At 69.1% G+C, this 20,610-nt stretch carries 22 protein-coding genes; 15 read left to right on the top strand and 7 right to left on the bottom strand.

What is annotated here, in order from left to right; translation table 11 throughout:
• Positions 1–16: 16 nt before the first annotated feature.
• The gene (locus IT184_08240) at positions 17–550 is read right to left on the bottom strand and encodes a hypothetical protein (protein MCC7008791.1); all 534 of its coding nucleotides are present in this window, start codon (positions 548–550) and stop codon (positions 17–19) included.
• Between the two features lie 14 nt (positions 551–564).
• Entirely contained in the window at positions 565–1,038 is a 474-nt protein-coding gene (gene smpB / locus IT184_08235) for an SsrA-binding protein SmpB (GenBank protein MCC7008790.1), read from the bottom strand.
• A gap of 43 nt (positions 1,039–1,081) precedes the next feature.
• On the opposite strand from smpB, the gene IT184_08230 reads away from it, so the two are divergent.
• Positions 1,082–2,098 carry a glycosyltransferase family 2 protein gene (locus tag IT184_08230; GenBank protein MCC7008789.1) on the top strand — a complete coding sequence of 339 codons (1,017 nt, stop codon included), beginning with the start codon at positions 1,082–1,084 and terminating at the stop codon, positions 2,096–2,098.
• On the opposite strand, the gene IT184_08225 is transcribed toward IT184_08230, so the two are convergent.
• The 5 genes from IT184_08225 to IT184_08205 all read right to left on the bottom strand — a co-directional run bounded on the left by IT184_08225 (position 2,061) and on the right by IT184_08205 (position 7,822).
• On the bottom strand, positions 2,061–3,509 hold the full coding sequence (locus IT184_08225; GenBank protein ID MCC7008788.1) for a methyltransferase domain-containing protein: 1,449 nt from the start codon (positions 3,507–3,509) through the stop codon (positions 2,061–2,063). The genes IT184_08230 and IT184_08225 overlap by 38 nt on opposite strands.
• Position 3,510: 1 nt before the next feature.
• The gene (locus tag IT184_08220) at positions 3,511–4,299 is read right to left on the bottom strand and encodes a thiazole synthase (GenBank protein MCC7008787.1); all 789 of its coding nucleotides are present in this window, start codon (positions 4,297–4,299) and stop codon (positions 3,511–3,513) included.
• A gap of 61 nt (positions 4,300–4,360) precedes the next feature.
• On the bottom strand, positions 4,361–6,199 hold the full coding sequence (locus IT184_08215) for a hypothetical protein (protein MCC7008786.1): 1,839 nt from the start codon (positions 6,197–6,199) through the stop codon (positions 4,361–4,363).
• 49 nt (positions 6,200–6,248) lie between these two features.
• Positions 6,249–6,485, bottom strand: a complete 237-nt coding sequence (gene thiS, locus IT184_08210; protein ID MCC7008785.1) for a sulfur carrier protein ThiS — start codon at positions 6,483–6,485, stop codon at positions 6,249–6,251.
• Complete coding sequence (locus IT184_08205) at positions 6,470–7,822, bottom strand: glycosyltransferase family 4 protein (GenBank protein MCC7008784.1); 1,353 nt, start codon at positions 7,820–7,822, stop codon at positions 6,470–6,472. Before IT184_08205 ends, thiS begins: the two co-directional genes overlap by 16 nt.
• A 158-nt stretch (positions 7,823–7,980) precedes the next feature.
• Here IT184_08205 and ndhC point away from each other — a divergent pair, with 158 nt between their 5' ends.
• From ndhC to IT184_08135, 14 genes are read left to right on the top strand one after another with little or no spacing between them, the layout of a single operon-like run.
• Entirely contained in the window at positions 7,981–8,349 is a 369-nt protein-coding gene (gene ndhC, locus IT184_08200; GenBank protein ID MCC7008783.1) for an NADH-quinone oxidoreductase subunit A, read from the top strand.
• 15 nt (positions 8,350–8,364) lie between these two features.
• The gene (locus tag IT184_08195; protein MCC7008782.1) at positions 8,365–8,829 is read left to right on the top strand and encodes an NADH-quinone oxidoreductase subunit B; all 465 of its coding nucleotides are present in this window, start codon (positions 8,365–8,367) and stop codon (positions 8,827–8,829) included.
• Positions 8,830–8,831: 2 nt separating this feature from the next.
• The gene (locus IT184_08190) at positions 8,832–9,440 is read left to right on the top strand and encodes an NADH-quinone oxidoreductase subunit C (GenBank protein MCC7008781.1); all 609 of its coding nucleotides are present in this window, start codon (positions 8,832–8,834) and stop codon (positions 9,438–9,440) included.
• Entirely contained in the window at positions 9,433–10,008 is a 576-nt protein-coding gene (locus IT184_08185) for an SIS domain-containing protein (GenBank protein ID MCC7008780.1), read from the top strand. The genes IT184_08190 and IT184_08185 overlap by 8 nt, the downstream gene beginning before the upstream one ends.
• 8 nt (positions 10,009–10,016) lie before the next feature.
• Positions 10,017–11,204 carry an NADH dehydrogenase (quinone) subunit D gene (gene nuoD, locus IT184_08180; protein MCC7008779.1) on the top strand — a complete coding sequence of 396 codons (1,188 nt, stop codon included), beginning with the start codon at positions 10,017–10,019 and terminating at the stop codon, positions 11,202–11,204.
• 1 nt (position 11,205) lies between these two features.
• On the top strand, positions 11,206–11,709 hold the full coding sequence (locus IT184_08175) for a hypothetical protein (protein ID MCC7008778.1): 504 nt from the start codon (positions 11,206–11,208) through the stop codon (positions 11,707–11,709).
• Complete coding sequence (gene nuoE / locus IT184_08170; GenBank protein ID MCC7008777.1) at positions 11,706–12,305, top strand: NADH-quinone oxidoreductase subunit NuoE; 600 nt, start codon at positions 11,706–11,708, stop codon at positions 12,303–12,305. The genes IT184_08175 and nuoE overlap by 4 nt, the downstream gene beginning before the upstream one ends.
• Position 12,306: 1 nt before the next feature.
• A complete protein-coding gene (gene nuoF, locus IT184_08165) occupies positions 12,307–13,614 on the top strand; it encodes an NADH-quinone oxidoreductase subunit NuoF (GenBank protein ID MCC7008776.1) in 1,308 nt (435 codons plus the stop codon).
• A gap of 3 nt (positions 13,615–13,617) precedes the next feature.
• Positions 13,618–14,652: an NADH-quinone oxidoreductase subunit NuoH gene (gene nuoH / locus IT184_08160; GenBank protein ID MCC7008775.1), complete on the top strand. Its 1,035-nt coding sequence runs from the start codon at positions 13,618–13,620 to the stop codon at positions 14,650–14,652.
• A gap of 7 nt (positions 14,653–14,659) precedes the next feature.
• Positions 14,660–15,178, top strand: coding sequence for an NADH-quinone oxidoreductase subunit J (locus tag IT184_08155; protein ID MCC7008774.1), 519 nt, complete (start codon positions 14,660–14,662; stop codon positions 15,176–15,178).
• The gene (gene nuoK / locus IT184_08150) at positions 15,178–15,489 is read left to right on the top strand and encodes an NADH-quinone oxidoreductase subunit NuoK (GenBank protein MCC7008773.1); all 312 of its coding nucleotides are present in this window, start codon (positions 15,178–15,180) and stop codon (positions 15,487–15,489) included. The genes IT184_08155 and nuoK overlap by 1 nt, the downstream gene beginning before the upstream one ends.
• A 4-nt stretch (positions 15,490–15,493) precedes the next feature.
• Complete coding sequence (gene nuoL / locus IT184_08145; protein ID MCC7008772.1) at positions 15,494–17,518, top strand: NADH-quinone oxidoreductase subunit L; 2,025 nt, start codon at positions 15,494–15,496, stop codon at positions 17,516–17,518.
• Positions 17,515–19,125, top strand: coding sequence for an NADH-quinone oxidoreductase subunit M (locus IT184_08140; GenBank protein ID MCC7008771.1), 1,611 nt, complete (start codon positions 17,515–17,517; stop codon positions 19,123–19,125). The genes nuoL and IT184_08140 overlap by 4 nt, the downstream gene beginning before the upstream one ends.
• A 3-nt stretch (positions 19,126–19,128) precedes the next feature.
• Complete coding sequence (locus IT184_08135) at positions 19,129–20,565, top strand: NADH-quinone oxidoreductase subunit N (GenBank protein MCC7008770.1); 1,437 nt, start codon at positions 19,129–19,131, stop codon at positions 20,563–20,565.
• The last annotated feature ends 45 nt before the right edge of the window (positions 20,566–20,610 follow it).

Genomic DNA, 20,610 nt, shown 5'->3' with positions numbered 1-20,610 from the left:
TGCCGGCGGCGCCCGGCTACCGTGTCACGATGCGGGGGGCACCCCAGGCGCCGAGATCGCCGTCCGCGTTGTTCTTGCCCGGCACGCTGGTGTTCGTCTTCAGATAGACCCGGACCTGTTCGCCGGCGAACTCCGACAGATCCAGCGCGTAGTCCTGCCACTTGCGCTGCGACTCGTCGCCGTACGGATTGACGACCACGTTGAGGAGCTCGTCGTCGTTGATCGACACGCGGAAGACGACGCCGTCGCCGGCCGTCGTCCAGGCGGGTTCCTGGACGGCCGCGCTGAGATGGAGCCAGGCCCGATCCGGCACCGTCACGCTCCACGCGACGCGCGTGTTCTCCTTGGTCAGGATGGCGGGCTTCGCCACGCCGGCAATCGTCGTCTCCGCGACCGAGAACGCCTCGGGCGCCGGACGCACCTCGACCGCCTGGCCGAAGCTCGAGGCGAGGTCGAGCACGACGTTTTCGGAGGAACGCCGCAGCACCAGCCAGCCGACGACGGCGGTGAGCACGAGCACGCCGATGAGCACCCATCCGGACCGTTTCATGGGCGCCATTATACTCAGTCGGCCCGGCGCCCCTTGATCGCCGATCGCGTCTCGCGCTCCGCTTCGCGGCGCCGGATCGTCTCGCGTTTGTCGATGGTGTTCTTGCCCTTGGCGAGCGCGATGGCGAGCTTCACGCGGCCCGTTTTCGTGAAGTACATCCGCAGCGGCACGATCGTCAGGCCCTTCTCCGTCGTCTTGCCCAGCAGCTTGTTCAGCTCGGCGCGGTGCAGCAGCAGCTTGCGCGCGCGGACGGGGTCGTGCGCCGCGTAGCCGCCGTGCGAGTACTGCCCGATGTGCGCGCCGATCAGATAGGCCTCGGCCCGATCGAGGCGGCAGTAGCTGTCGCGCAGGTTCACGCGCCCTTCACGAGCGGCTTTGACTTCCGTACCGGTGAGCGCGATGCCCGCCTCGAACGTCTCGAGCAGGTGGTAGTCGTGGCCGGCTTTCCGGTTGTCGGCGATGAGGCGATCCGCGCGTTGCTCGGCCATTCCGATCCGCGGGGAGACGTCGCGGCGTCGCTATTATGGCATCGTGGGGATGCGGATCGTCGTGCTCAACTGGAACGGCCGCCGATGGCTGGACGGCTGTCTCGGAGCGCTGGCCGGCGAACGTTCCGACGCCGTCGAGGTCGTGCTCGTCGACAACGGTTCGACCGACGACTCCATTGCGCTCGTGCGCGAGCGCTTCCCCTGGGTGCGCGTGCTCGCGCTCGGCCGGAACGTCGGCTTCGCCCAGGGCAACAACGAGGGCGCGGCGGGCGCAACCGCCGAGTACCTGGTCTTCCTCAACAACGACACCGTGGTCGCGCCCGGATGGCTCGCGGCGCTGACCGCGCCGGCCGAGGCCGATCCCGGCGTGGGCCTCGTGACGTCTCGCGTGCTGTTCATGGACGACGAGACGATCGACTCCGCCGGCGACGGCTACCTGCGCGCCGGCGGCGCGTACAAGATCAATCACGGCCGGCCGTCGTCGTCGGCCGCCGCGTCGGGCGAAGTGTTCGGCGCGTGCGGGGCGGCGTTGCTCGTGCGACGGACGCTGTTCGAGCGGCTCGGCGGCTTCGCGGCCCACTTCTTCATGGTGTACGAGGACGTCGATCTCTCGTACCGGGCACGGCTCGCCGGCGCGCGCGTCGTCTACGCGTCGGATGCGATCGTCCGGCACGCCGGCAGCGCGTCGCTCGGCCGCGTCAGTCCGGACGCGGTGTTCTACGGACAGCGGAACCTCGAGTGGACGTGGATCCGCAACTCGCCGCGGCCCGTGCTGCTGCGGTCCGCCCTCGCGCACGGGCTGTACATGCTGGCCGGGTGCGTCGCGTACGCGCGGCGCGGGCTGCTTCGGCCATGGCTGCGCGGCAAGGCGGCGGCGATCCGCGGCCTCCCGAGGGCGTGGGCGGATCGACGGGCCATCCAGGCGGCGGCCGTGGTCGACGCCGAGTCGCTCTGGCGCGTGATGGACGCCGGCTGGATCGGGGTGAAGCGACGCGAGAAGCGGTTCGACTTCGACCGCGAGCCTATCGCGTCGCGATCGCCGCGTAGTCCTGAAACGTGAAGAGCCTGGCGTTCAGCCGCGCCATGTTCTCGTTGAACGTCTCGGCGAGATCGGCCAGCACCGGCGTCGTCCCGGCGGGCGGCGGCGGCACGGCCTGGAGCCGCTGGGTGTCGGCGACCGGCGATCGGTAGCGCAGCCTCACGTCGTGCAAGCCGCTCACGCGCAGCAAGTACTGCAGCGTTTCGGGATGAATCGGGCGCACGTGCGACAGGTCGCGGATGTAGCTCTCGAAGAACGCCAGCCAGCACGCGGGGTTGATCGTCTCGAGCACGACGATGCCGCCGGGACGGAGCGTTCGGGCGATGGCCTCCAGCAGCCGCGCCAGGTAGTCGGGCGGCAGGTGCTCCACGACCTGGGCGGCGAAGACGCCGCCGAGCGACGCGTCCGGCAGCGATGCGACGTGCGCGAGCGCGTCGGCCTGCACGACGTCGAGCCCTCGCGCGCGCGAGGCCTCCACCATCGCGCGGTTCAGATCCAGGCCGCGCGCCGTGATGCCCTGCGCGCGCAGCAGCTCGAGGAACTCGCCGCGGCCGCAGCCGATGTCGAGCACATCGCTCGCGCCCTGGAAGAACGGCAGGTACTCCGCGAGGCCCTCGCGGATGGCCTCCGGCGAGCCGCGAAAACGGTCCTCGAACGCGAGGTACTTGAACGCGTCGAGATCGACGGCCGGCAGCGCCGGCGATTCGGCGCGTTCGGGCGCCGGCGTCTCCTCCGCCTTCGAATCGTCTGTTGTCCGCGTCGCGCCCATCTGGACCAGCCGCTCGACCTCGCCCTTGAGCGACAACGCCGTCTGTTGCGCCAACGTCGCGGTTTCTCGCACATCGTCGATGGCCGAGAGACGACGCAGCAGCCGCTCCTCGCGAGCCGAGAGCGACTCCCAGCGCTTGAGCCAGGTGTCCGCGATCGCGCTCAGCCCGGCGTTCAGGACGTCCTGGCCCCCGGCGATCGCGCGATCCTTCGTGTCCACGTAGGCGGTGACGGTCTGGAGCAGTTGCATGAGGAGCGCGTGAGCGTGGCGCTGGGCGGCCGCGTGCTGTGCGAACGCGGCGGTCAGATCCGCGATCGTCCGCCGCGCTTCCTCGTGCGCCCCGACGTTTCGATTGAGATGGTCGACGAGCACCGCGTTGAAGTGCCGCTGGGCGACGAGCGTTGGCCCGATCTGGCGCCAGATGAACCCGCGCAGTCGTCCTTTGAGCGAGCCGTCCGACGGCGGAGGATCGCCGGGCAGGATGTCCCACGCTCGATTGACGTCCGGCAGCTTCGAGGCGTCGTAGGAAGTCGGCGCGGCCGGCGTCGTCACGTCCGGCGGTACCGCGCGATCGAGCGCGGTCAGCGCGTCGTTGTAGCGGCGGTCGGCGTCCTGCCGCTCCTGTTCGAGACGTGCCAGGCGTGCGTCGAGCGTCTCGGACACGTCAGCGCGCCGGGCCCGAGGTCACGAGCCCGGTCGTGGGGCTGCTCGCGGTCGCATACCGCTTCCTGGGAATCCGTCCGGCGAGGAACGCGAGCCGGCCCGCCTCGACGGCGTGCCTCATCGCCGCCGCCATCATGACCGGATCGGCGGCGCCGGCAATCGCCGTGTTCATCAGCACGCCGTCGGCGCCGAGCTCCATCGCGACCGCCGCATCCGACGCCGTGCCGACGCCCGCGTCGACGATGACGGGCACGCGGGCCTGCTCCTTGATGATGAGCAGGTTGTTCGGATTCTGGATGCCGAGACCCGAGCCGATCGGCGCGCCGAGCGGCATCACCGCCGCCGCGCCGGCTTCCTCGAGCTTCCGGCAGGCAATCGGATCGTCGTTGGTGTAGGGCAGCACGACGAACCCTTCTTTGACGAGGACGCGCGTGGCGGCGAGCAGCGCTTCGTTGTCCGGGAACAGCGTGCGCTCGTCGCCGATCACCTCGAGCTTCACCCAGTGCGACAAGCCGGCTTCGCGTCCGAGCCGCGCCGTGCGAATCGCGTCCTCGGCCGTATAGCACCCGGCCGTGTTCGGCAGCACGAAGATCTTCTCCGTGTCGATCCAGTCGAGCAGCGAGGCTGGACCGCGTGCGCCGAGATCGACGCGGCGCACCGCCACGGTCACCATCTCGGTGCCGGACGCGTCGTGCGCGGCTTTCATGATCTCGTGCGACGAGTACTTGCCGGTGCCGACGACGAGACGCGACGCGAACGTCCGGCCGGCAATCACCAGAGGGTCGATCATGCCGTCAGCTTACCGCTATTGCGGGTGCGGCGCATGCGCGGGCCTCGACGGCCGGCCCGCGCTACCGGAAGCGCACGATGCCGCGAGCGCGGCGCGCGCCGCCGGTGTCGATCTCGTCGAGCCGCAGGCGCAGTTGGCGGACGGTCACGTCGTGCCGCGCGGCGATCGTGCAGAGCTGTGCGAAGCGCGCCGGAGGGCAATCGTCGCTGCTCACGACGATCGTCGTCACCGTGCGATTGGCGTCCAGGAGTGCGTCGAGATCGGCGATCGTGCCGAGCACGCGCAGTCCCTCCGGGCGGTCGCCGAGGCGCGCGCTGTCGTCGTCGATGAAGCCGAGCGGCGCGAGGCCGAGTGCCGGGTTGCTCGAGAGCTCGCGCGCCGCCAGCGCGCCCCTCGGACCGGCGCCGTAGATCAGCGCGCGCGGGCCGGCCGGCTTTCGCCGCCGGAGATACTCGTCGAGCGCGTTGAGCGACGCGTGCCCGCCGGCGAGCAGCAGAACGACCAACACCGCCGCCACCGCGAACGCCTGGCGCGAGTAGCCTTCGAAGCGCGTGAGGTACAGCACGGCGATCACGCTCGCGGCCGACCCGAGCGCCGCGCCCTTGGCGATCGTCAGGACGTCCGCGCTGCCCGTGCCGGAGAGCGGCCGGCGATAGCAGCCGACGAGCCACAGCGCCGAGAGGTGCAGCCCGAGCACGAGCGGGAGAATGCTGGAGAAGGAGCCCAGGAACGCCTGCAGTTGGTCGGGATCCCGGAATCTGAGGACGAGCGCGAGGTAGTACGCCACCGCGATGAGGATCGCGTCGAACAGCAGCTCGTACGTGCGGTAGCGCGTCGCGACTTCTCCCGGCAACGGCGCCGCACCGCCCGCGGCGGTCTCGACGTGTGCCAGATAGACGCCGCCCGCCGCGACGAGCGTCCCGTAGGCCGCCACCAGCATCCAGCCGACCGGGGCCGACAGCGTCTGCAGCCCGATCGCGGCACCACCGCCCGCGGCAGCCAACGCGTAGAGCGCCAGGACGGCCTTCGAATCCGGCATGCCGAGCGCGACGATTCGATGGGAGAGATGGTCGCGTCCACCGACGAACGCGCTGCGGCCCGCCAGTTGGCGCGTCAGCGTCACGAGCAGCGTGTCGGCGCACGGCACGAGGAGCAGCACGATCGCCATCGCCGCGCCGGGACTGGTGCCGTTGCCGAGATGTGTCGCGGCGAGCAGCGTCGCACCGGCGAGGACCGAGCCGAGCAGATGGCTGCCCGCATCGCCCATGAAGATCGAGGCGGGATGCCAGTTGTGGACCAGGAACCCGAACGCGCCGCCCGCGAGCGCGCTCGTGACGAGCGCGAGCGCCACGAGCGATCCGTCGCCCGGCAGCACGAGCGCCACCGCCATGAACGTCGCCGCGATGCCGGCGATGCCGGCCGCGAGCCCGTCGATGTTGTCCAGCAGGTTGAAGGCGTTCGTGATGCCGACGTACCAGGTCACCGACAGCGCGACGTCGATCCACGCGATGCCCGTCACCGACGCGGCGCCGGTGGTCCAGACGAACAGCGAGGCGGCCGCCGTCTGCCAGGCGAGCTTCGTGATCGCCCGCATCGGCCACACGTCGTCGACGACGCCGACCAGGAAGAGGGCGCCGGCGGTCGTGACGAGCGCGCGCAGGTGAGCCTGGTGGTCGTGGAAGCCGAAGGTTGTGAGGTACCAGGCGACGGGCAGGAAGACCGCTGCGATCGCGACGCCGCCGAGCTTGGGTACCGGCCGGCGATGCCAGCGATCCTCGACCGGTGCCTCGAACAGGCCGCCGCTCTGCGCCATGCGGCGCACGGCCGGCACGACGAGGACCGTCGCCGCGAGCACGACGGCGAACACCACGAGCGGCGAGTACACAGGATGCACAGGCACGGGACCGGACGGCGCCGGAGGGGGAGGCCTGCGCGTGCGCTCAGCGGCGTCAGTGTACCAGACCTGACCAGCGCGTTCTGCAGGCCGCGCCGCCACCGACGAACGCGACGATCTCCACCTCGCCGCCTTCCTGGATCATCGTTTCGGCGTATCGGGCGCGTTTGATTACGACGCGGTCGTACTCGACCGCGACGATGCGCGGGTCGATCTCGAGCATCGCGAGCAACGCGGCGATCGACATCGGACCCGGCAGGTCCTTGGGCTCTCCGTTCAGAACAATTCGCATGACACGTCACCAAGCCCGGCGAGCAGCGCGCGGGTCGCCGCCGCTGGAGGCGGCGTCAGCGCCACGGGGTCGGGCACCGGGGCTGCCGCGGCGCGTGCGATCGCCCGCTCGTAGTCGTCGATCATCCGGATCATCGAGTGCTCGCGCTCCCAGTACGCGCGGCCGGCGTCGCCGAGCGCCGCGCGCAGCGCCGGGTCGGCGGCGAGCCGCGCCATGGCCAGCCGCAGCGAGTGATCCTCGTCCAGCAGATCGACCGCCACCGTCACCGGCGCGTCGGGGTCGCCGGCCGTCCACGGCTGCCAACTGCGAGGGTCCAACGCCGGCACGTGCGCGAGGTGCGCCAGCGCCGTGGTGATGGTGGCGCGCCGATCGGCCAGCGCCTGCAGCCAGGGGCCGGACGTTTCCACGGCCGTCGGCCAGCGGAGACCGATCGCCACGTCCACGGCGCCGATCGCGCGCTCGAAGGCGTCGTCGTCGAGCGCCGGATGCCAGGTCACGGCGTCGGCGAGACCGAGCGCGGCCGTGAGCGCCGGCACGTCGAGACCCGGCGCCGGCTCGCCGGCGAGGAGCAGACGCGTGGTCGGAAGGCGGGCGTGCGTCCAACGGAAGGCGTGCAGCACCTCAGGGAGACGTTTCTCGGGCGTCAAGCCGCCGAAGACGCCGTACACCACGGCGCTGTCGTCGTAGCCGAGCGCCGCGCGTGTCGCGCGACGTTCGGCGTCGGTCGACGGCTGCAGGCGTCCGGAGCTCAGCGCGATGTACTCGACGGGCCGGTCGGGGACGGCACTCCGGAGCTCATCGGCGCCTCCGCGCGTGTGCACGCCGACGAGCCGCGAGGCCAGGGCCACGGCGCGCGTCATCGGCCAGAGGTAGTAGTACGCGCCGTCGAAGCCGCGAACCGCGAGCTCGGCCGCGTCGGGTGACGCGTCCGGCTGGCTCAGGCGAAACTCGGCGCGGTACTCGGCCGAACGGCGGCGCGACAGCCACGCGTGCCCGCGCGCATGGTGCAGGCGGGCGTCGTGCAGCACGGTCAGGCCCGGCCAGCGGAACAGGTACGGCCAGACGAACGCGTGCTGGCGCGAGTTGCCGATCTGGTAGACGATCAGATCGTACTGGTCGCGCAGGTTGCGCCAGACGAAGTCGTGGGCGCTCTGGACGCGGACGGCGCCGGCCGCAGGCGGCATGTCGGACGCGCGGCGGGCCGCGGCGACGCGCTGCTCATCGACGAACACGTCGATGCCGTGGCCACGGCCGGCGAGCGCCGGGACGAGCGCGGCGGAGCGCCCGGCGACGCCGCTCGGCTGGGGCGGCCACGGCGAGAACCACGCGAGGCGCATCGTGCCAGTGTAAAGGGAGTTCGCCGGCACTTGAGAATCACGGGCAGTTCGCTTAGCATTCGAGATTGTTCGGTGCGCGAACAAGCGCGCCGTGGTGCACCGGGATGCGGTGCCCTCTTGCCTTCGAGTCCGACGTTCCCGGGAGACTGCTGGCCGCGATGGAAGGCTTCCTGCCTGTTCTGATCATGATCGGCTTCGGCGTGGGGTTCGCCGCCGGCAACGTGCTGCTCTCGCAGTTCATCGGCCCGAAGAAACCGACGCCCGAGAAGGTCGCGCCGTACGAGTGCGGCATGCCGCCCGTCGGCGACGCGCGCGAGCGCCAGTCGGTCAAGTTCTATCTCGTGGCCATGATCTTCCTGCTGTTCGACATCGAGGTGGCCTTCCTCTACCCGTGGGCCATCGCCTTCCGGGACCTCGGCGTGGTCGGCTACTGGCAGATCGTGACGTTCTTCGGGCTGCTGCTCACCGGCTACGTCTACGTCTGGCGGAAGGGCGCCTTCGACTGGAGCCGCGAGCGGACGCGATAGCCGAACGGTGAAGCGATGCCTCAACTCGAAATCCCAGTCCTGACGACCTCGGTCGAGAAGATGGTGCAGTGGGCGCGGCGGTCGGCCATCTGGCCGGTCACGTTCGGCCTCGCGTGCTGCGCCATCGAGATGATGGCCATGAGCTGCGGCCGCTACGACATCGCCCGCTTCGGCGCCGAGGTGTTCCGGGGGTCGCCGCGCCAGTCGGACCTGATGATCGTGGCCGGGCGGCTGTCGCGCAAGATGGCGCCCGTCCTGCGGCGCATCTACGACCAGATGCCCGAACCCAAGTGGGTGATCTCGATGGGCGCGTGCGCGAGCTGCGGCGGCGTGTTCGACAACTACGCGATCGTCCAGGGCGTCGACCAGGTCGTGCCCATCGACGTGTTCGTGCCCGGGTGCCCACCGCGCCCCGAGTCGCTCATCTACGGCATCGTCCAGCTCCAGCGGAAGATCGACCAGCAGCGGATGAGCGCCTGACCATGGGAGCCGACGACGTCCTTCACGTTTTGCAGGGGGCGCTGCCGGGCAGCGCGCTGGCCGATGCGACGGGCCCGGACGGGATGCCGGCCATTCTCGTCGAGCGAGACGACGTGCTGCGCGTCCTGCAGACGCTCCGCGATCATCCGGCGCTGCAGTTCGCGTTCTTCGCCGACGTGACCGCTGCCGACTATCATCCGGCGACGCCGCGCTTCGAGGTGGTCTACTTGCTGGCGTGCCTCGGCGCCGCGTACGCCACCGGGCAGCCCGCCCCGGCGCGGCGCCTGCGCGTCAAGGTGCGTGTGGCGGCCGAGGATCCGCGGATCGCGAGCGCCACGAGCGTGTATCCTGCCGCGGGCTGGCCGGAGCGCGAGGTGTTCGATCTGTTCGGCATCGCCTTCGACGGCCACCCGGATCTTCGCCGGATCCTGACGCCCGACGGCTGGGAGGGCCATCCGCTGCGCAAGGACTACCCGGTGCAGATCCGCAAGGACGCGGAGCGCTGGTCGCCCCTTCAGCTCACCGCGGAGGAGTTCGCCGAGAACATGCGCGCGGACCGTGAGCGAGCGACCCGGCAGGCGACCAACGTCAGGCCTCCGCGTGCTGACTGACCTCGAGCTCGTCCGTCGCACGTGTGAGGACGTGGCGGCGCTGCACCAGCGCGTCGGCGCGGAGCGCGGCGAGCTCATCGTGCGCGCGGCGGAGATCGTCCGGACCGCGCTCGTGGAGGGGCGGAAGGTGCTGGTGTTCGGCAATGGCGGCAGCGCGGCCGATGCGCAGCACTTCGCGGCCGAGCTGGTCGGACGGTTCGGTGCCGGCGTGGAGCGCCGGGCGCTTCCAGCGCTGGCGCTCGTCTCGGATCCGGCCATCGTGTCGGCCGTGTCGAACGACTTCGGTTTCGCGGCAGTGTTCGCCCGGCAGATCGAAGCCTTCGGCGCCGCTGGCGACGTCGCGATCGCGCTCACGACGAGCGGCGCGTCGCCCAACGTGAACGAGGGCCTGCGGTGGGCCCTGGATCGATCGCTCATCACGATCGCGTTGACCGGTCGGGACGGTGGAGAGAGCGGGAGGCTCGCCGACGTGCACGTCAACGTGCCCGATCGGAACCCGCAGCGTGTGCAGGAAGCCCACCAGGTAATCCTGCACCTCATCTGCGAGCTCGTGGAACGTACGCTGTAGTCCAGACGATGCCTGAGATTCGATCGGAAACGATGACCGTCAACATGGGGCCGCAGCACCCCAGCACGCACGGCGTGCTGCGCCTCGTGCTGGAGCTCGACGGCGAGACCATCGTCTCGCTCGAGCCCACCATCGGCTTCCTCCACACGGGCATCGAGAAGACGGCCGAGCAGAAGAAATGGCAGCAGGTCGTGCCGCTCGTCGAGCGGATGGACTACCTCGGCCCGCAGTCGAACAGCCTGGCCTACTGCCTGTCGGTGGAGCGGCTGCTCGGGCTCGAGCGCGTGATGCCGGATCGCGTCACCTGGATCCGCGTGCTGATCGCCGAGCTGCAGCGGCTGAGCAGCCATCTCGTGTGGCTCGGCACGCACGGCATGGAGATCGGCGCGATCTCCGTGATGATGTACTGCTTCCGCGAGCGCGAGCAGTTGCTCAACTTGAACGAGATGCTCGCCGGGTTCCGGATGTTTCCGAGCTACATCCGGGTCGGCGGGCTGCGCGAGGACCTGCCGCGCGGGTTCCATCAGGCCGTGAAGGCGTTTCTCGACGTCTTTCCGGACAAGCTGAACGAGTACGAGAAGCTGCTCACGAAGAACGACGTGTGGCTGCGGCGCACCAAGGGCGTGGGCAAGCTGTCGCGCGAGGACACGCTGGCGATGGGGCTCGTCGGGCCGATCGCGCGAGCGGCCGGCATCCCGTACGACGTGCGCAAGGTGTTCCCGTACTTGAAATACGACACGTTCGATTTCGTCGTCCCCACGCGCACCGACGGCGACGTCTTCGCGAGGTACTCGCTGAAGCTCGACGAGATGCGGGAGAGCGTGAAGATCTGCCTTCAGGCGCTCGAGCGGATCTCGCCGACCGGCCCCTACGACTGCGGCGACTACCGTGTCGTCCCGCCGCCGAAGGACCGCGTCTACACGGAGATGGAAGCGCTCATCCAGCACTTCCTGATCTACTCGCAGGGGTTCAACGTGCCGAAGGGCGAGGCCTACGTGCCGGTGGAGGGAGCGCGCGGCGAGCACGGCTTCTACATCGTGTCGGACGGCACGAACCGGCCGATGCGGGTCAAAGCGCGCGCGCCGTCGTTCTACGCGTGCCAGGCGCTCAGCAAGTTGGTCGTCGGCGGCCTGGTGGCCGACTTGATCGCCATCATCGGTTCCACCGACGTCGTCATGGGCGACGTGGACAGGTGAGATGAGAAGCGCAGGCCGCAGGGCAGGCAGCAGGGCAGGCAGCAGGGCAAAGGGCAAAGGGCAGAGGGCAAAGGTCAGGAATGAACTGACGCTGGCCCACTGGTTGTTCGGCAAGGGTGAACTGATGCTGGCCCACCGGTTGTTCGGCAGGAGTGAACTGACGCTGGTTCACTGGTTGTTCAGCAGGAGTGACCTGGCGCTGGCCGGCTGGTTGTTCGGCAAGGCTGAACTGATGCTGGCCCACCGGTTGTTCGGCAAGGGTGAACTGATGCCGGCCCACCGGTTGTTCGGCAAGGGTGAACTGACGCTGGCTCACTGGTTGTTCGGCAAGGGTGAACTGATGCCGGCCCACTGGTTGTTCGGCAAGGGTGAACTGACGCTGGCCCACTGGTCGTTCGGCAAGGGCGCCGGGATCCGCGCCAAAGGAATAGTTGGCCAGCGCCAGCTCGTTCCTGACCTTTGCCCTCTGCCCTTTGCCCTTTGCCCTACAAGGATCAAGCCATGAGTTTCCATCCGGTCATGGACTACGGTCGCGGGCACCACAAGTCCGCGCGGGCGATCCCGGAAGAAGGGCCGCCGTTCGCCTACACGCCGGAGAACCGCACCACGTTCGAACGGCTCTGCGCGCAGTACCCGCCGGAGCGGCGCAAGTCGGCGATTCTCTCGGCGCTGTTCCTGGCGCAGCGGCAGCAGGGCTATCTCACGCTGAACGCCATGCGCCACGTGGCCGAGGCCATCGGGTGCACGACGGCGGAGGTCGAGGACGTCGTGTCGTACTACACGATGTTCTACACGCGGCCGGTCGGCAAGTACGTCCTGCAGGTCTGCCGCACGTTGTCGTGCGCGCTGCTCGGCGCCGAGCGGGTCACCGAGGAGCTGGCGCAGGCGCTCGGCATCGCGCCGGGCGAGACGGATCCGGCAGGGGAGTTCACGCTGCTCGAAGTCGAGTGCCTGGGCGCGTGCGATCGCGCGCCGGTCGTGGGCGTCAACGATCACTGGCACGAATGCCAGTCGGCGGAGGCGGCACGCGCGCTCGTCGAGGGGCTCCGCACGCAGGGCCCGTCGGTGCTCACCGGCTGCCATCTGAAAGTGGAGAAGTGACGTGGAGCTGTTCCTGACTCCGCACGTGCGCGACGCCCACGGCTATGCGCTCGACGCGTACACGCGGCACGGCGGCTACGGCGCGCTGAGGAAGGCGCTGGCCATGACGCCCGAGGCCGTGATCGACATGGTGAAGGCGTCGGGGCTGCGAGGCCGCGGCGGCGCCGGATTCCCGACCGGGCTCAAGTGGCAGTTCGTGGACAAGAAGTCGCCCAAGCCGAAGTACATCTGCTGCAACGCGGACGAGAGCGAGCCCGGCACGTTCAAGGACCACGTGCTGATGGAGCGCAACCCGCACCTGTTGTTCGAAGGGTGCCTGATCGGCTGCCATGCGATCGGCGCGAAGGTCGCCTACATCTACATTCGCGGCGAGTTCTACCACGTGCAGCAGGTGCTCGAGGCCGAGCTCGAGAAGGCGCGCGCGGCCGGCTACGTGGGCCGGAACATCATGGGCACGGGCTTCGACTGCGACATCTACGTGCACCGCGGGGCCGGTGCCTACGAGGCCGGTGAGGAAACCGCGCTCATCGAGTCGCTCGAGGGCAAGCGCGCGCAGCCGCGGTTGAAGCCGCCGTTTCCGGCGGTCGAGGGCCTGTACGGCTGTCCGACCGCGGTCAACAACGTCGAGACCCTCTGCAACGTCCCGCTCATCGTCGATCGCGGCCCCGAGTGGTTCGCCGGCCTCGGGCCCGAGAAGAACGGCGGCCCGAAGCTGTTCTGCGTGAGCGGGCACGTGAAGAAGCCGGGAGTCTACGAAGCGTCGATGACCGTCACGCTGCGCGATCTCGTGTACGACGACCGGTTCGCGGGCGGCATTCGGGGCGGCCACGCCTTGAAGTGCGTGATCCCGGGCGGATCGTCGGTGCCCGTGCTCCTGCCCGACCAGCTCGACGTGACGGCCAGCTTCGACGGCGTCGCGCAGGCCGGCTCGCTGCTCGGGTCGGCCGGCATCATCGTCATGGACGAGACGACGTGCATGGTGTGGGCGGCCGAGAACCTGCTGCACTTCTACAAGCACGAGTCCTGCGGCAAGTGCACGCCGTGCCGTGAGGGCGGCGACTGGCTCCACCGGATCCTCGGCAAGATCGAGCGCGGGGACGGGCAGATGCGCGATCTCGATCTGCTGCTGTCGATCGGCAACAACATCATGGGCAAGACGCTGTGCGCGTTCGGCGACGCGGCCGCCACGCCCGTGCTGTCGACCGTGAAGACGTTCCGCGCCGAGTACGAGGCGCACGTGCGCGAGGGCCGTTGCCCGCTGCCGGCGCCCTGGCGCGCCGCCTCGCGATCGCTCGCGGCGGCCCACTGAGCCATGCCATTCGAGATTCCGCCGTCGCTCGTGGCGAACGTCGCCGTCATCCTCGTCGTGTTCTTCGCGCTGCAGATCTCGGCGGCGGTGCTCGTGTACATGGAGCGCAAGGTCGCCGCGTTCGTGCAGCAGCGGTATGGGCCGTATCTGGTCGGCCCGCGCGGCCTGTTGCAGCCGCTCGCCGACATCGTCAAGCTGCTGTTCAAGGAGGAGCTGCGGCCGAAGGCCGCCGACCCGATTCTCTTCTACGTCGCGCCGGTGCTCAGCGCCGTGGCGGCGTTCGCGGCGTTCGCGGTCGTGCCGTTCGGCGCGGACACGGACCTCTTCGGGCTGCTCGAGAAGCCGATTCACCTGGCGGCCGCCGACGTGAACGTCGGCCTGCTCGTCATCTTCGCGATCACGTCGATGGGCGTGTACGGCATCGTGCTCGCCGGGTGGAGCTCGAACAGCAAGTATGCGCTGCTCGGCGGCCTCCGGTCGTCGGCGCAGATGATCAGCTACGAGATCTCGTACGGCTTGTCGTTCGCGGCGGTCATCATGCTGGCCGGGTCGCTGTCGCTGCGCGAGATCGTCGGCCAGCAGGCCGGCGGCTTCCTCGGCGTGGGCCACTGGTACCTCTGGGTGCAGCCGCTCGGCTTCTTCATCTTCCTGACGGCCGGCGTGGCCGAGACGAATCGCGCGCCGTTCGACTTTCCCGAAGCCGAGCAGGAGCTGGTCGCCGGGTATCACACCGAGTACAGCTCGATGAGCTTCGCGCTCTTCTTCCTGGCCGAGTACGTGAACATGGTGACCGTCTCGGCCGTCGCCACGAACCTCTTCCTCGGAGGCTGGCACGGGCCGCTGCTGCCCGAGTGGCTGGGGTGGATCTGGTTCCTCGTCAAGGTCTTCGCGCTGCTGTTCTTCTACATCTGGATGCGGTGGACGCTGCCGCGTTACCGGTACGACCAGCTCATGGAGTTCGGGTGGAAGTACCTGCTGCCGCTCGCGGTCCTCAATCTCCTGGTGACGGCCTTCGTGGTCGTCTACTTCGTCTGGTAGCCCGCTGATGGACGCGCTCTTCTTCTGGGTGTTCGCGGCCGTTGCGGTCGTCGCCTCGCTCCTGGTCGTCGGGCAGCGGAACCCGATGTACAGCGTGCTGCTCCTGATCGTCTCGTTCGCGGCGCTGGCCGGCCTCTACGTGCTGCTCGAGGCGCCGTTCGTCGCGGCGATCCAGATCATCATCTACGCGGGCGCCATCATGGTGGTCTTCCTGTTCGTCGTCATGCTGCTGAACGTGCCGACGGAGGACCCACCGTCCGGATACCACGCCCGCCTGTTCGGCGGCGCCGGCCCGCGCCGGTTCGGGGCGGTGCTGTCGGCCGTGCTCATCGTCGAGCTCGCCTGGGCGCTGCGCCAGTTGCAGGGCGCGTCGCTGCCGTCACCGAGCGAGTCGGCGCCGGCGACCGTCAAGGACATCGGCGTGCGTCTCTTCCAGGACTACGGCTTCGCGTTCGAAGCCACGTCCGTCCTCATCCTCATCGCCATGGTCGGGGCGATCGTGCTCGCCCGGAAGGAACGCGGCTGATGCTGCCGGAGCCGACATTCAACTCGTACCTGATGCTGTCCGCCGTGCTCTTCACGATCGGCACGGCGGGCGTGTTCCTGCGCCGGAATCTGATCACGATCCTGCTCTCGGTGGAGGTGATGCTCAACGCCGTGAACCTGACGTTCGTGGCGGCGGATCGCTATCACCGCGCGATCGACGGGCAGATCATCGTGTTCTTCGTCATGACGGTCGCGGCCGCCGAAGCGGCCGTCGGGCTGGCGATCGTCATCGCGCTGTTCCGGCACAAGGAAACGCTGACGCCCGACGCGTTTACGTCGCTGAAATGGTGACCGCGTGCTGCTGCTGATCCCCCTGCTCCCGTTCCTCGGGTTCCTCGCCAACGCCACCGTCGGCCGGCGGGCGCCGAAGAGCCTGTCGGGCGGCATCGCGACCGCGGCGATGGCGCTGTCGTTCGGCGTCGCCGTCGCGGCGGTCTGGACGATGCTCGGCGTCGAGCCGGTCGGCGGCGTGCGGGCGATCGAGGAGCGCGTCTTCTCGTGGATCTCGTCCGGCACGCTCGACGTGCCGCTCGCGCTCCGGCTCGATCCGCTCGCGGCCGTCATGATCCTGGTCGTGACGGGGATCGGCACGCTGATTCACCTGTACTCGACGGCCTACATGCACGACGAGACGGACGCGGAGTTCGCGCGGTACTTCTCGTACCTGAACCTGTTCGCCGCGTTCATGCTCGTGCTCGTGCTGGGCGCGAGCTTCCCCGTGATGTTCGTCGGGTGGGAGGGCGTGGGCCTCTGCTCGTACCTGCTGATCGGCTTCTACTACACGCGGCATTCGGCCGCCGACGCCGGCAAGAAGGCGTTCATCGTCAACCGGATCGGCGACTTCGGGTTCGTCCTCGCGATGCTCGCGATCTTCGCGACGTTCGGCACGCTCGATTTCCAGGCGGTCGCCGCCAGAGTGGCGGCGATGCCGGTCGAGGCCACCGCCGGCATCCTCACGCTGATCACGCTGCTGCTCTTCCTGGGTGCGACCGGCAAGTCGGCGCAGTTGCCGCTGTACGTCTGGCTGCCCGACGCGATGGAGGGGCCCACGCCGGTCTCCGCCCTCATCCACGCGGCGACGATGGTGACGGCGGGCGTGTACATGATCGGACGCAACGCGGTGCTGTTCAGCCACGCGCCGATGACGCTCGAGGTCGTCGCCATCGTGGGCTGCCTGACGGCGCTCATGGCCGGCACCATCGGCCTCGTCCAGACCGACATCAAGCGCGTGCTCGCGTACTCCACCGTGTCGCAGCTCGGCTACATGTTCCTGGCGATGGGCGTGGGCGCGTTCGCCGGCGGGATCTTCCATCTCTACACCCACGCGTTCTTCAAGGCGCTGCTGTTCCTCGGATCGGGCGCCGTGATCCACGCGCTCCACGGCGAGCAGGACCTCCGCAACATGGGCGGTCTGAAGAAGGATCTGCCGATCACCTACTGGACCTTTCTCGTCGGGACGCTGGCGATTGCCGGCGTGCCGCTCCTGTCGGGGTTCTTCTCGAAGGACGAGATTCTCTGGCAGACCTTCGCGCGCGGCCACGTCGTGCTCTGGGGGCTCGCGCTCCTCACCGCGTTCCTGACGGCGACCTACATGTTCCGCCTGCTGTATCTCGCGTTCTTCGGTGAGCGGCGCGCGCCCGGGCACGGTCACGAGGTCGCGCCCGCGGGCCACGGCCACGCCGCGCCAGACCCGGGCCACGGCGAGCACGGCCACGCGCGCGGCACGCACGATGCTCCGCCGGCCATGGCGATCGCGCTCGTCGTGCTCGCGATCGGATCCGTCCTCGCCGGCTACGTCGGGATTCCGAACGCCCTGGTGCACGGCGGGAACCGCATCGAGGCCTTTCTCGAGCCGAGCTTCCACGCGCCGGTCGCGACAATCGCCGAAGCCGCGGCCGAGACGGAGCCGGCCGAAGAGGGCGCGCATCACGCCAGCACCGAGTTCGCCCTGATGGGCCTCTCGATCGTCGTCGCATTCGCGGGCATCGGCCTCGCGACGATGCTGTTCCTGACGGCGCCGCGGCGGGCGGATGCGCTGGCGGCGCAGTTCGGCGGGCTACACCGCCTGCTCCTGAACAAGTACTACGTGGACGAGCTGTACGATGCGGCGATCGTCCAGCCGATCAAGCGGCTGTCTTCCGGCCTGCTGTGGCGCGGCGTCGACGCCGGCCTGATCGACGGAACGGTCAACGGCGTCGGGCTCGTCGTGCGCGGCTGGAGCGCGGTGCTGCGCCGGCTCCAGACCGGATCGGTGCGGGCCTACGCGATGTCCCTGTTCGTCGGGGTCGTTGCGATTCTCGGGTATTACCTCTGGCGATGAACGCTCACATCCTGACCACGCTCGTCCTCCTTCCGCTGGCCGGTGCGGTCCTGGTGCTGCTCGTCGGCCGGGAGCGCGACGCGCTCGTTCGCAAGCTCGCGCTCGCTGTGTCGCTCGTGACCTTCGTCGTCAGCCTGGCGCTCTGGGCGCAGTTCGACGCGACGTCGGCCGAGTACCAGTTCCAGGAGCGGCTCGCCTGGCTCCCGGACTTCGGGATTTCGTACCACGTCGGGGTGGACGGCATCAGCCTGCTGCTCGTCGTGCTCACGACGTTCTTGACGCCGATTGCGCTCCTCTGCTCGTGGGAGTCGATCGAGGACCGGGTGCGCGAGTTCTCGTTCTTCATGCTGGCCCTCGAGGCCGCCATGATCGGCGTGTTCGTGTCGCTCGATCTCTTCCTCTTCTACGTGTTCTGGGACGCGATGCTGGTGCCGATGTACTTCCTGATCGGCATCTGGGGCTACGACCGCCGGATCTACGCCTCGATCAAGTTCATGCTCTACACGATGGCGGGCAGCGTGCTGATGCTCCTGGCCATCCTCTGGCTCGCGTACCACCACGAGGGGCTGGTCGGCCTGCCGAGCTTCGACCTGATCGACCTGCAGGCGCTCGGCGTCCGTCCCGGGCTGCAGATGTGGCTCTTCCTCGCGTTCGCGGTCGCGTTCGCGATCAAGGTGCCGCTGTTCCCGTTCCACACGTGGCTGCCCGACGCGCACGTGCAGGCGCCGACCGCCGGGTCGGTGATCCTGGCCGGCGTGCTGCTGAAGATGGGCACCTACGGGCTGCTCCGGTTCGCGTTTCCGCTCTTCCCGGACGCTGCGCGGATGTTCGCGCCGTACATCGCGTTGCTCGCGGTGATCGGCATCGTCTACGGCGCGCTCGTGGCGATGGTCCAGCCGGACATGAAGAAGCTCGTGGCCTATTCGTCGGTGAGCCACCTCGGCGTGGTCGTGCTGGGACTGTGCGCGCTCAACGTCAACGGCATTCAGGGCGCCGTCTACCAGATGCTCGCGCACGGCGTCTCGACCGGCGGGCTCTTCCTCATCGTCGGGATGCTGTCGGATCGCCGTCACACGCGGCAGATTGCCGAGTACGGCGGCCTCAAGGCGGTCACGCCGCAATTGGTCGCCGCGTTCCTGCTCGTGACGCTCGCCTCGGTGGCGCTGCCCGGCATGAACGGCTTCATCGGCGAGTTCCTGATCCTGATCGGCGCGTTCGGCAGCGCGACGCTCCAGAGCGCGCGCGTGTTCACCGCGGTGGCCGCGACGGGCGTGATCCTCTCGGCGGTCTACATGCTCTGGATGTTCCAGCGCGTGAACTACGGGCCCGTGACCAACGAGAAGAACCGCGGCTTGCGCGATCTCAGCCTGCGCGAGTGGTGTGTCATCGCGCCCGTCTGCGCGATGTGCATCGTCATGGGCGTGGCGCCGAACGTGTTCCTGAAGCCGATGGAGCCGGCCGTGCGCCGGACCGTCGAGCAGATCGTCCGCACCGGGCAGCCGGCGAACGCGTCGGTCGCGCCGCCGGCCGCACCCGTCACCGTGGACGCCGCGTCGGCGGCGGCCGCGGCCGTCCTGCCTCCACAGTCGCTGCCGGCCTCCCGCTGACCCATGCTCAACGACATCATCCCCGTCATCCCGGTCCTCATCGTCGTCCTGTCGGCGTGCGCCGTCCTGCTGGCAGAGGCGCTGCGGCGGCCGGGGGAGTCGATGCCGGTCGGCTGGCTCGGCATCATCGGTCTCGCCGGCTCCATCGTGGTCTCGACGCTGCTCTGGGATCGGCCGACCACCGCGTTCGGCGTCATCGTCGTCGACGACTACACGCTGTTCTTCAACATCACCCTCTGCGCGATCGGCCTCTTGACGATCTTGCTGTCCGACGGAACGGCCGAACGCGACCGCCTGCCGGTGGGCGAGTACTACGCGCTCATGCTGTTCTCGATCTCCGGGATGATGCTCATGGGCGCCACGCTGGACCTGCTCGTGATCTTCATCGCGCTCGAGATCATGTCGCTGGCCGTGTACGTCATGACCGGCCTGAAGCGCACGAGCGAGCAGGGCGCCGAGGCGGCGTTCAAGTACTTCGTCCTCGGGGCGTTCTCGAGCGCGTTCTTCCTGTACGGGATCGCCTTCGCCTACGTCGTGACCGGCACGACGCGGCTCGACGAGCTCGGGGTCCGCGTGGCGAGCGCTGCGCTGAATCCCGGCATCCTGCTGCTGCTCTCGACGGTGCTGCTGCTCGTTGGGTTCGCGTTCAAGATCTCGGCCGTGCCGTTCCACATGTGGACGCCGGACGCGTACCAGGGGGCGCCCACCCTCGTCACCGGGTTCATGTCCACCGGCGTGAAGGCCGCGGCGTTCGCCGGGTTCGTGCGCGTGTTCCTGACGGCGCTCGAGCCGCTGCGCGTGGACTGGATTCCGGTGGTCTCGGCCATTGCTGGCCTCACCATGGTGCTCGGCACGGTGGTCGGCGTCGCGCAGTCGAGCGTCAAACGCATGCTCGCCTACTCGAGCATCGCGCACGCGGGCTACCTGCTGGTGGGGCTCGTGGCCGCCAGCGCCGCCGGCAAGGCCGCGATCCTCTTCTACCTCGTCGCGTACGCCGTCACCAACCTGGGCGCGTTCGGCGTGCTGGCCGCGCTGTCCACGCCAGACCGGCAGCACGACGAGATCCGCGACTTCGCGGGCCTCTGGCGCGAGCGGCCCGGGCTGTCGGCGCTGCTCACGGTGTTCCTGCTGTCGCTCGGCGGCTTTCCGCCGATGGTCGGGTTCGTCGCCAAGTGGTACATCTTCAACGCGGCGATCCGCGAAGGGCTCTACGCGCTCGCGATTCTCGGCGTGCTGACGAGCGTCGTGTCGGTGTTCTTCTATCTCCGGATCGTCGTCCAGATGTACATGACGGATGAACAGGCGCCCGGCCATCGCCCAGTGGTGCCGGCCGTGGCTGCTGCCGGCATGGTCGCCGCCGTGGTCGCCGTCTTCTACCTCGGCATCCAGCCGGGACGGCTGCTGTCGATCGCCGCGACGTCCGTGAGCTCCATCTTCTGACGTCGTGGCCGGTGGCGAAGTGAGCGAGTGTCCAGCCTCTGAGGC

It is taken from the genome of Acidobacteriota bacterium, assembly GCA_020853395.1.
Classification (GTDB): Bacteria; Acidobacteriota; Vicinamibacteria; order Vicinamibacterales; family SCN-69-37; genus JADYYY01.
This window is presented reverse-complemented; position numbering and strand designations above follow the sequence as displayed.

Coding starts and splice junctions, on each gene's coding strand:
- IT184_08195 (MCC7008782.1), top strand. CDS start 8,365: ATGCCTCAACTCGAAATCCCAGTCCTGACGACCTCGGTCGAGAAGATG.
- nuoE (MCC7008777.1), top strand. CDS start 11,706: ATGAGTTTCCATCCGGTCATGGACTACGGTCGCGGGCACCACAAGTCC.
- IT184_08205 (MCC7008784.1), bottom strand. CDS start 7,822: ATGCGCCTCGCGTGGTTCTCGCCGTGGCCGCCCCAGCCGAGCGGCGTC.
- smpB (MCC7008790.1), bottom strand. CDS start 1,038: ATGGCCGAGCAACGCGCGGATCGCCTCATCGCCGACAACCGGAAAGCC.
- IT184_08155 (MCC7008774.1), top strand. CDS start 14,660: ATGGACGCGCTCTTCTTCTGGGTGTTCGCGGCCGTTGCGGTCGTCGCC.
- IT184_08175 (MCC7008778.1), top strand. CDS start 11,206: ATGAGAAGCGCAGGCCGCAGGGCAGGCAGCAGGGCAGGCAGCAGGGCA.
- nuoH (MCC7008775.1), top strand. CDS start 13,618: ATGCCATTCGAGATTCCGCCGTCGCTCGTGGCGAACGTCGCCGTCATC.
- IT184_08240 (MCC7008791.1), bottom strand. CDS start 550: ATGAAACGGTCCGGATGGGTGCTCATCGGCGTGCTCGTGCTCACCGCC.
- ndhC (MCC7008783.1), top strand. CDS start 7,981: ATGGAAGGCTTCCTGCCTGTTCTGATCATGATCGGCTTCGGCGTGGGG.
- thiS (MCC7008785.1), bottom strand. CDS start 6,485: ATGCGAATTGTTCTGAACGGAGAGCCCAAGGACCTGCCGGGTCCGATG.
- nuoD (MCC7008779.1), top strand. CDS start 10,017: ATGCCTGAGATTCGATCGGAAACGATGACCGTCAACATGGGGCCGCAG.
- nuoK (MCC7008773.1), top strand. CDS start 15,178: ATGCTGCCGGAGCCGACATTCAACTCGTACCTGATGCTGTCCGCCGTG.
- IT184_08220 (MCC7008787.1), bottom strand. CDS start 4,299: ATGATCGACCCTCTGGTGATTGCCGGCCGGACGTTCGCGTCGCGTCTC.
- IT184_08190 (MCC7008781.1), top strand. CDS start 8,832: ATGGGAGCCGACGACGTCCTTCACGTTTTGCAGGGGGCGCTGCCGGGC.
- IT184_08135 (MCC7008770.1), top strand. CDS start 19,129: ATGCTCAACGACATCATCCCCGTCATCCCGGTCCTCATCGTCGTCCTG.
- IT184_08140 (MCC7008771.1), top strand. CDS start 17,515: ATGAACGCTCACATCCTGACCACGCTCGTCCTCCTTCCGCTGGCCGGT.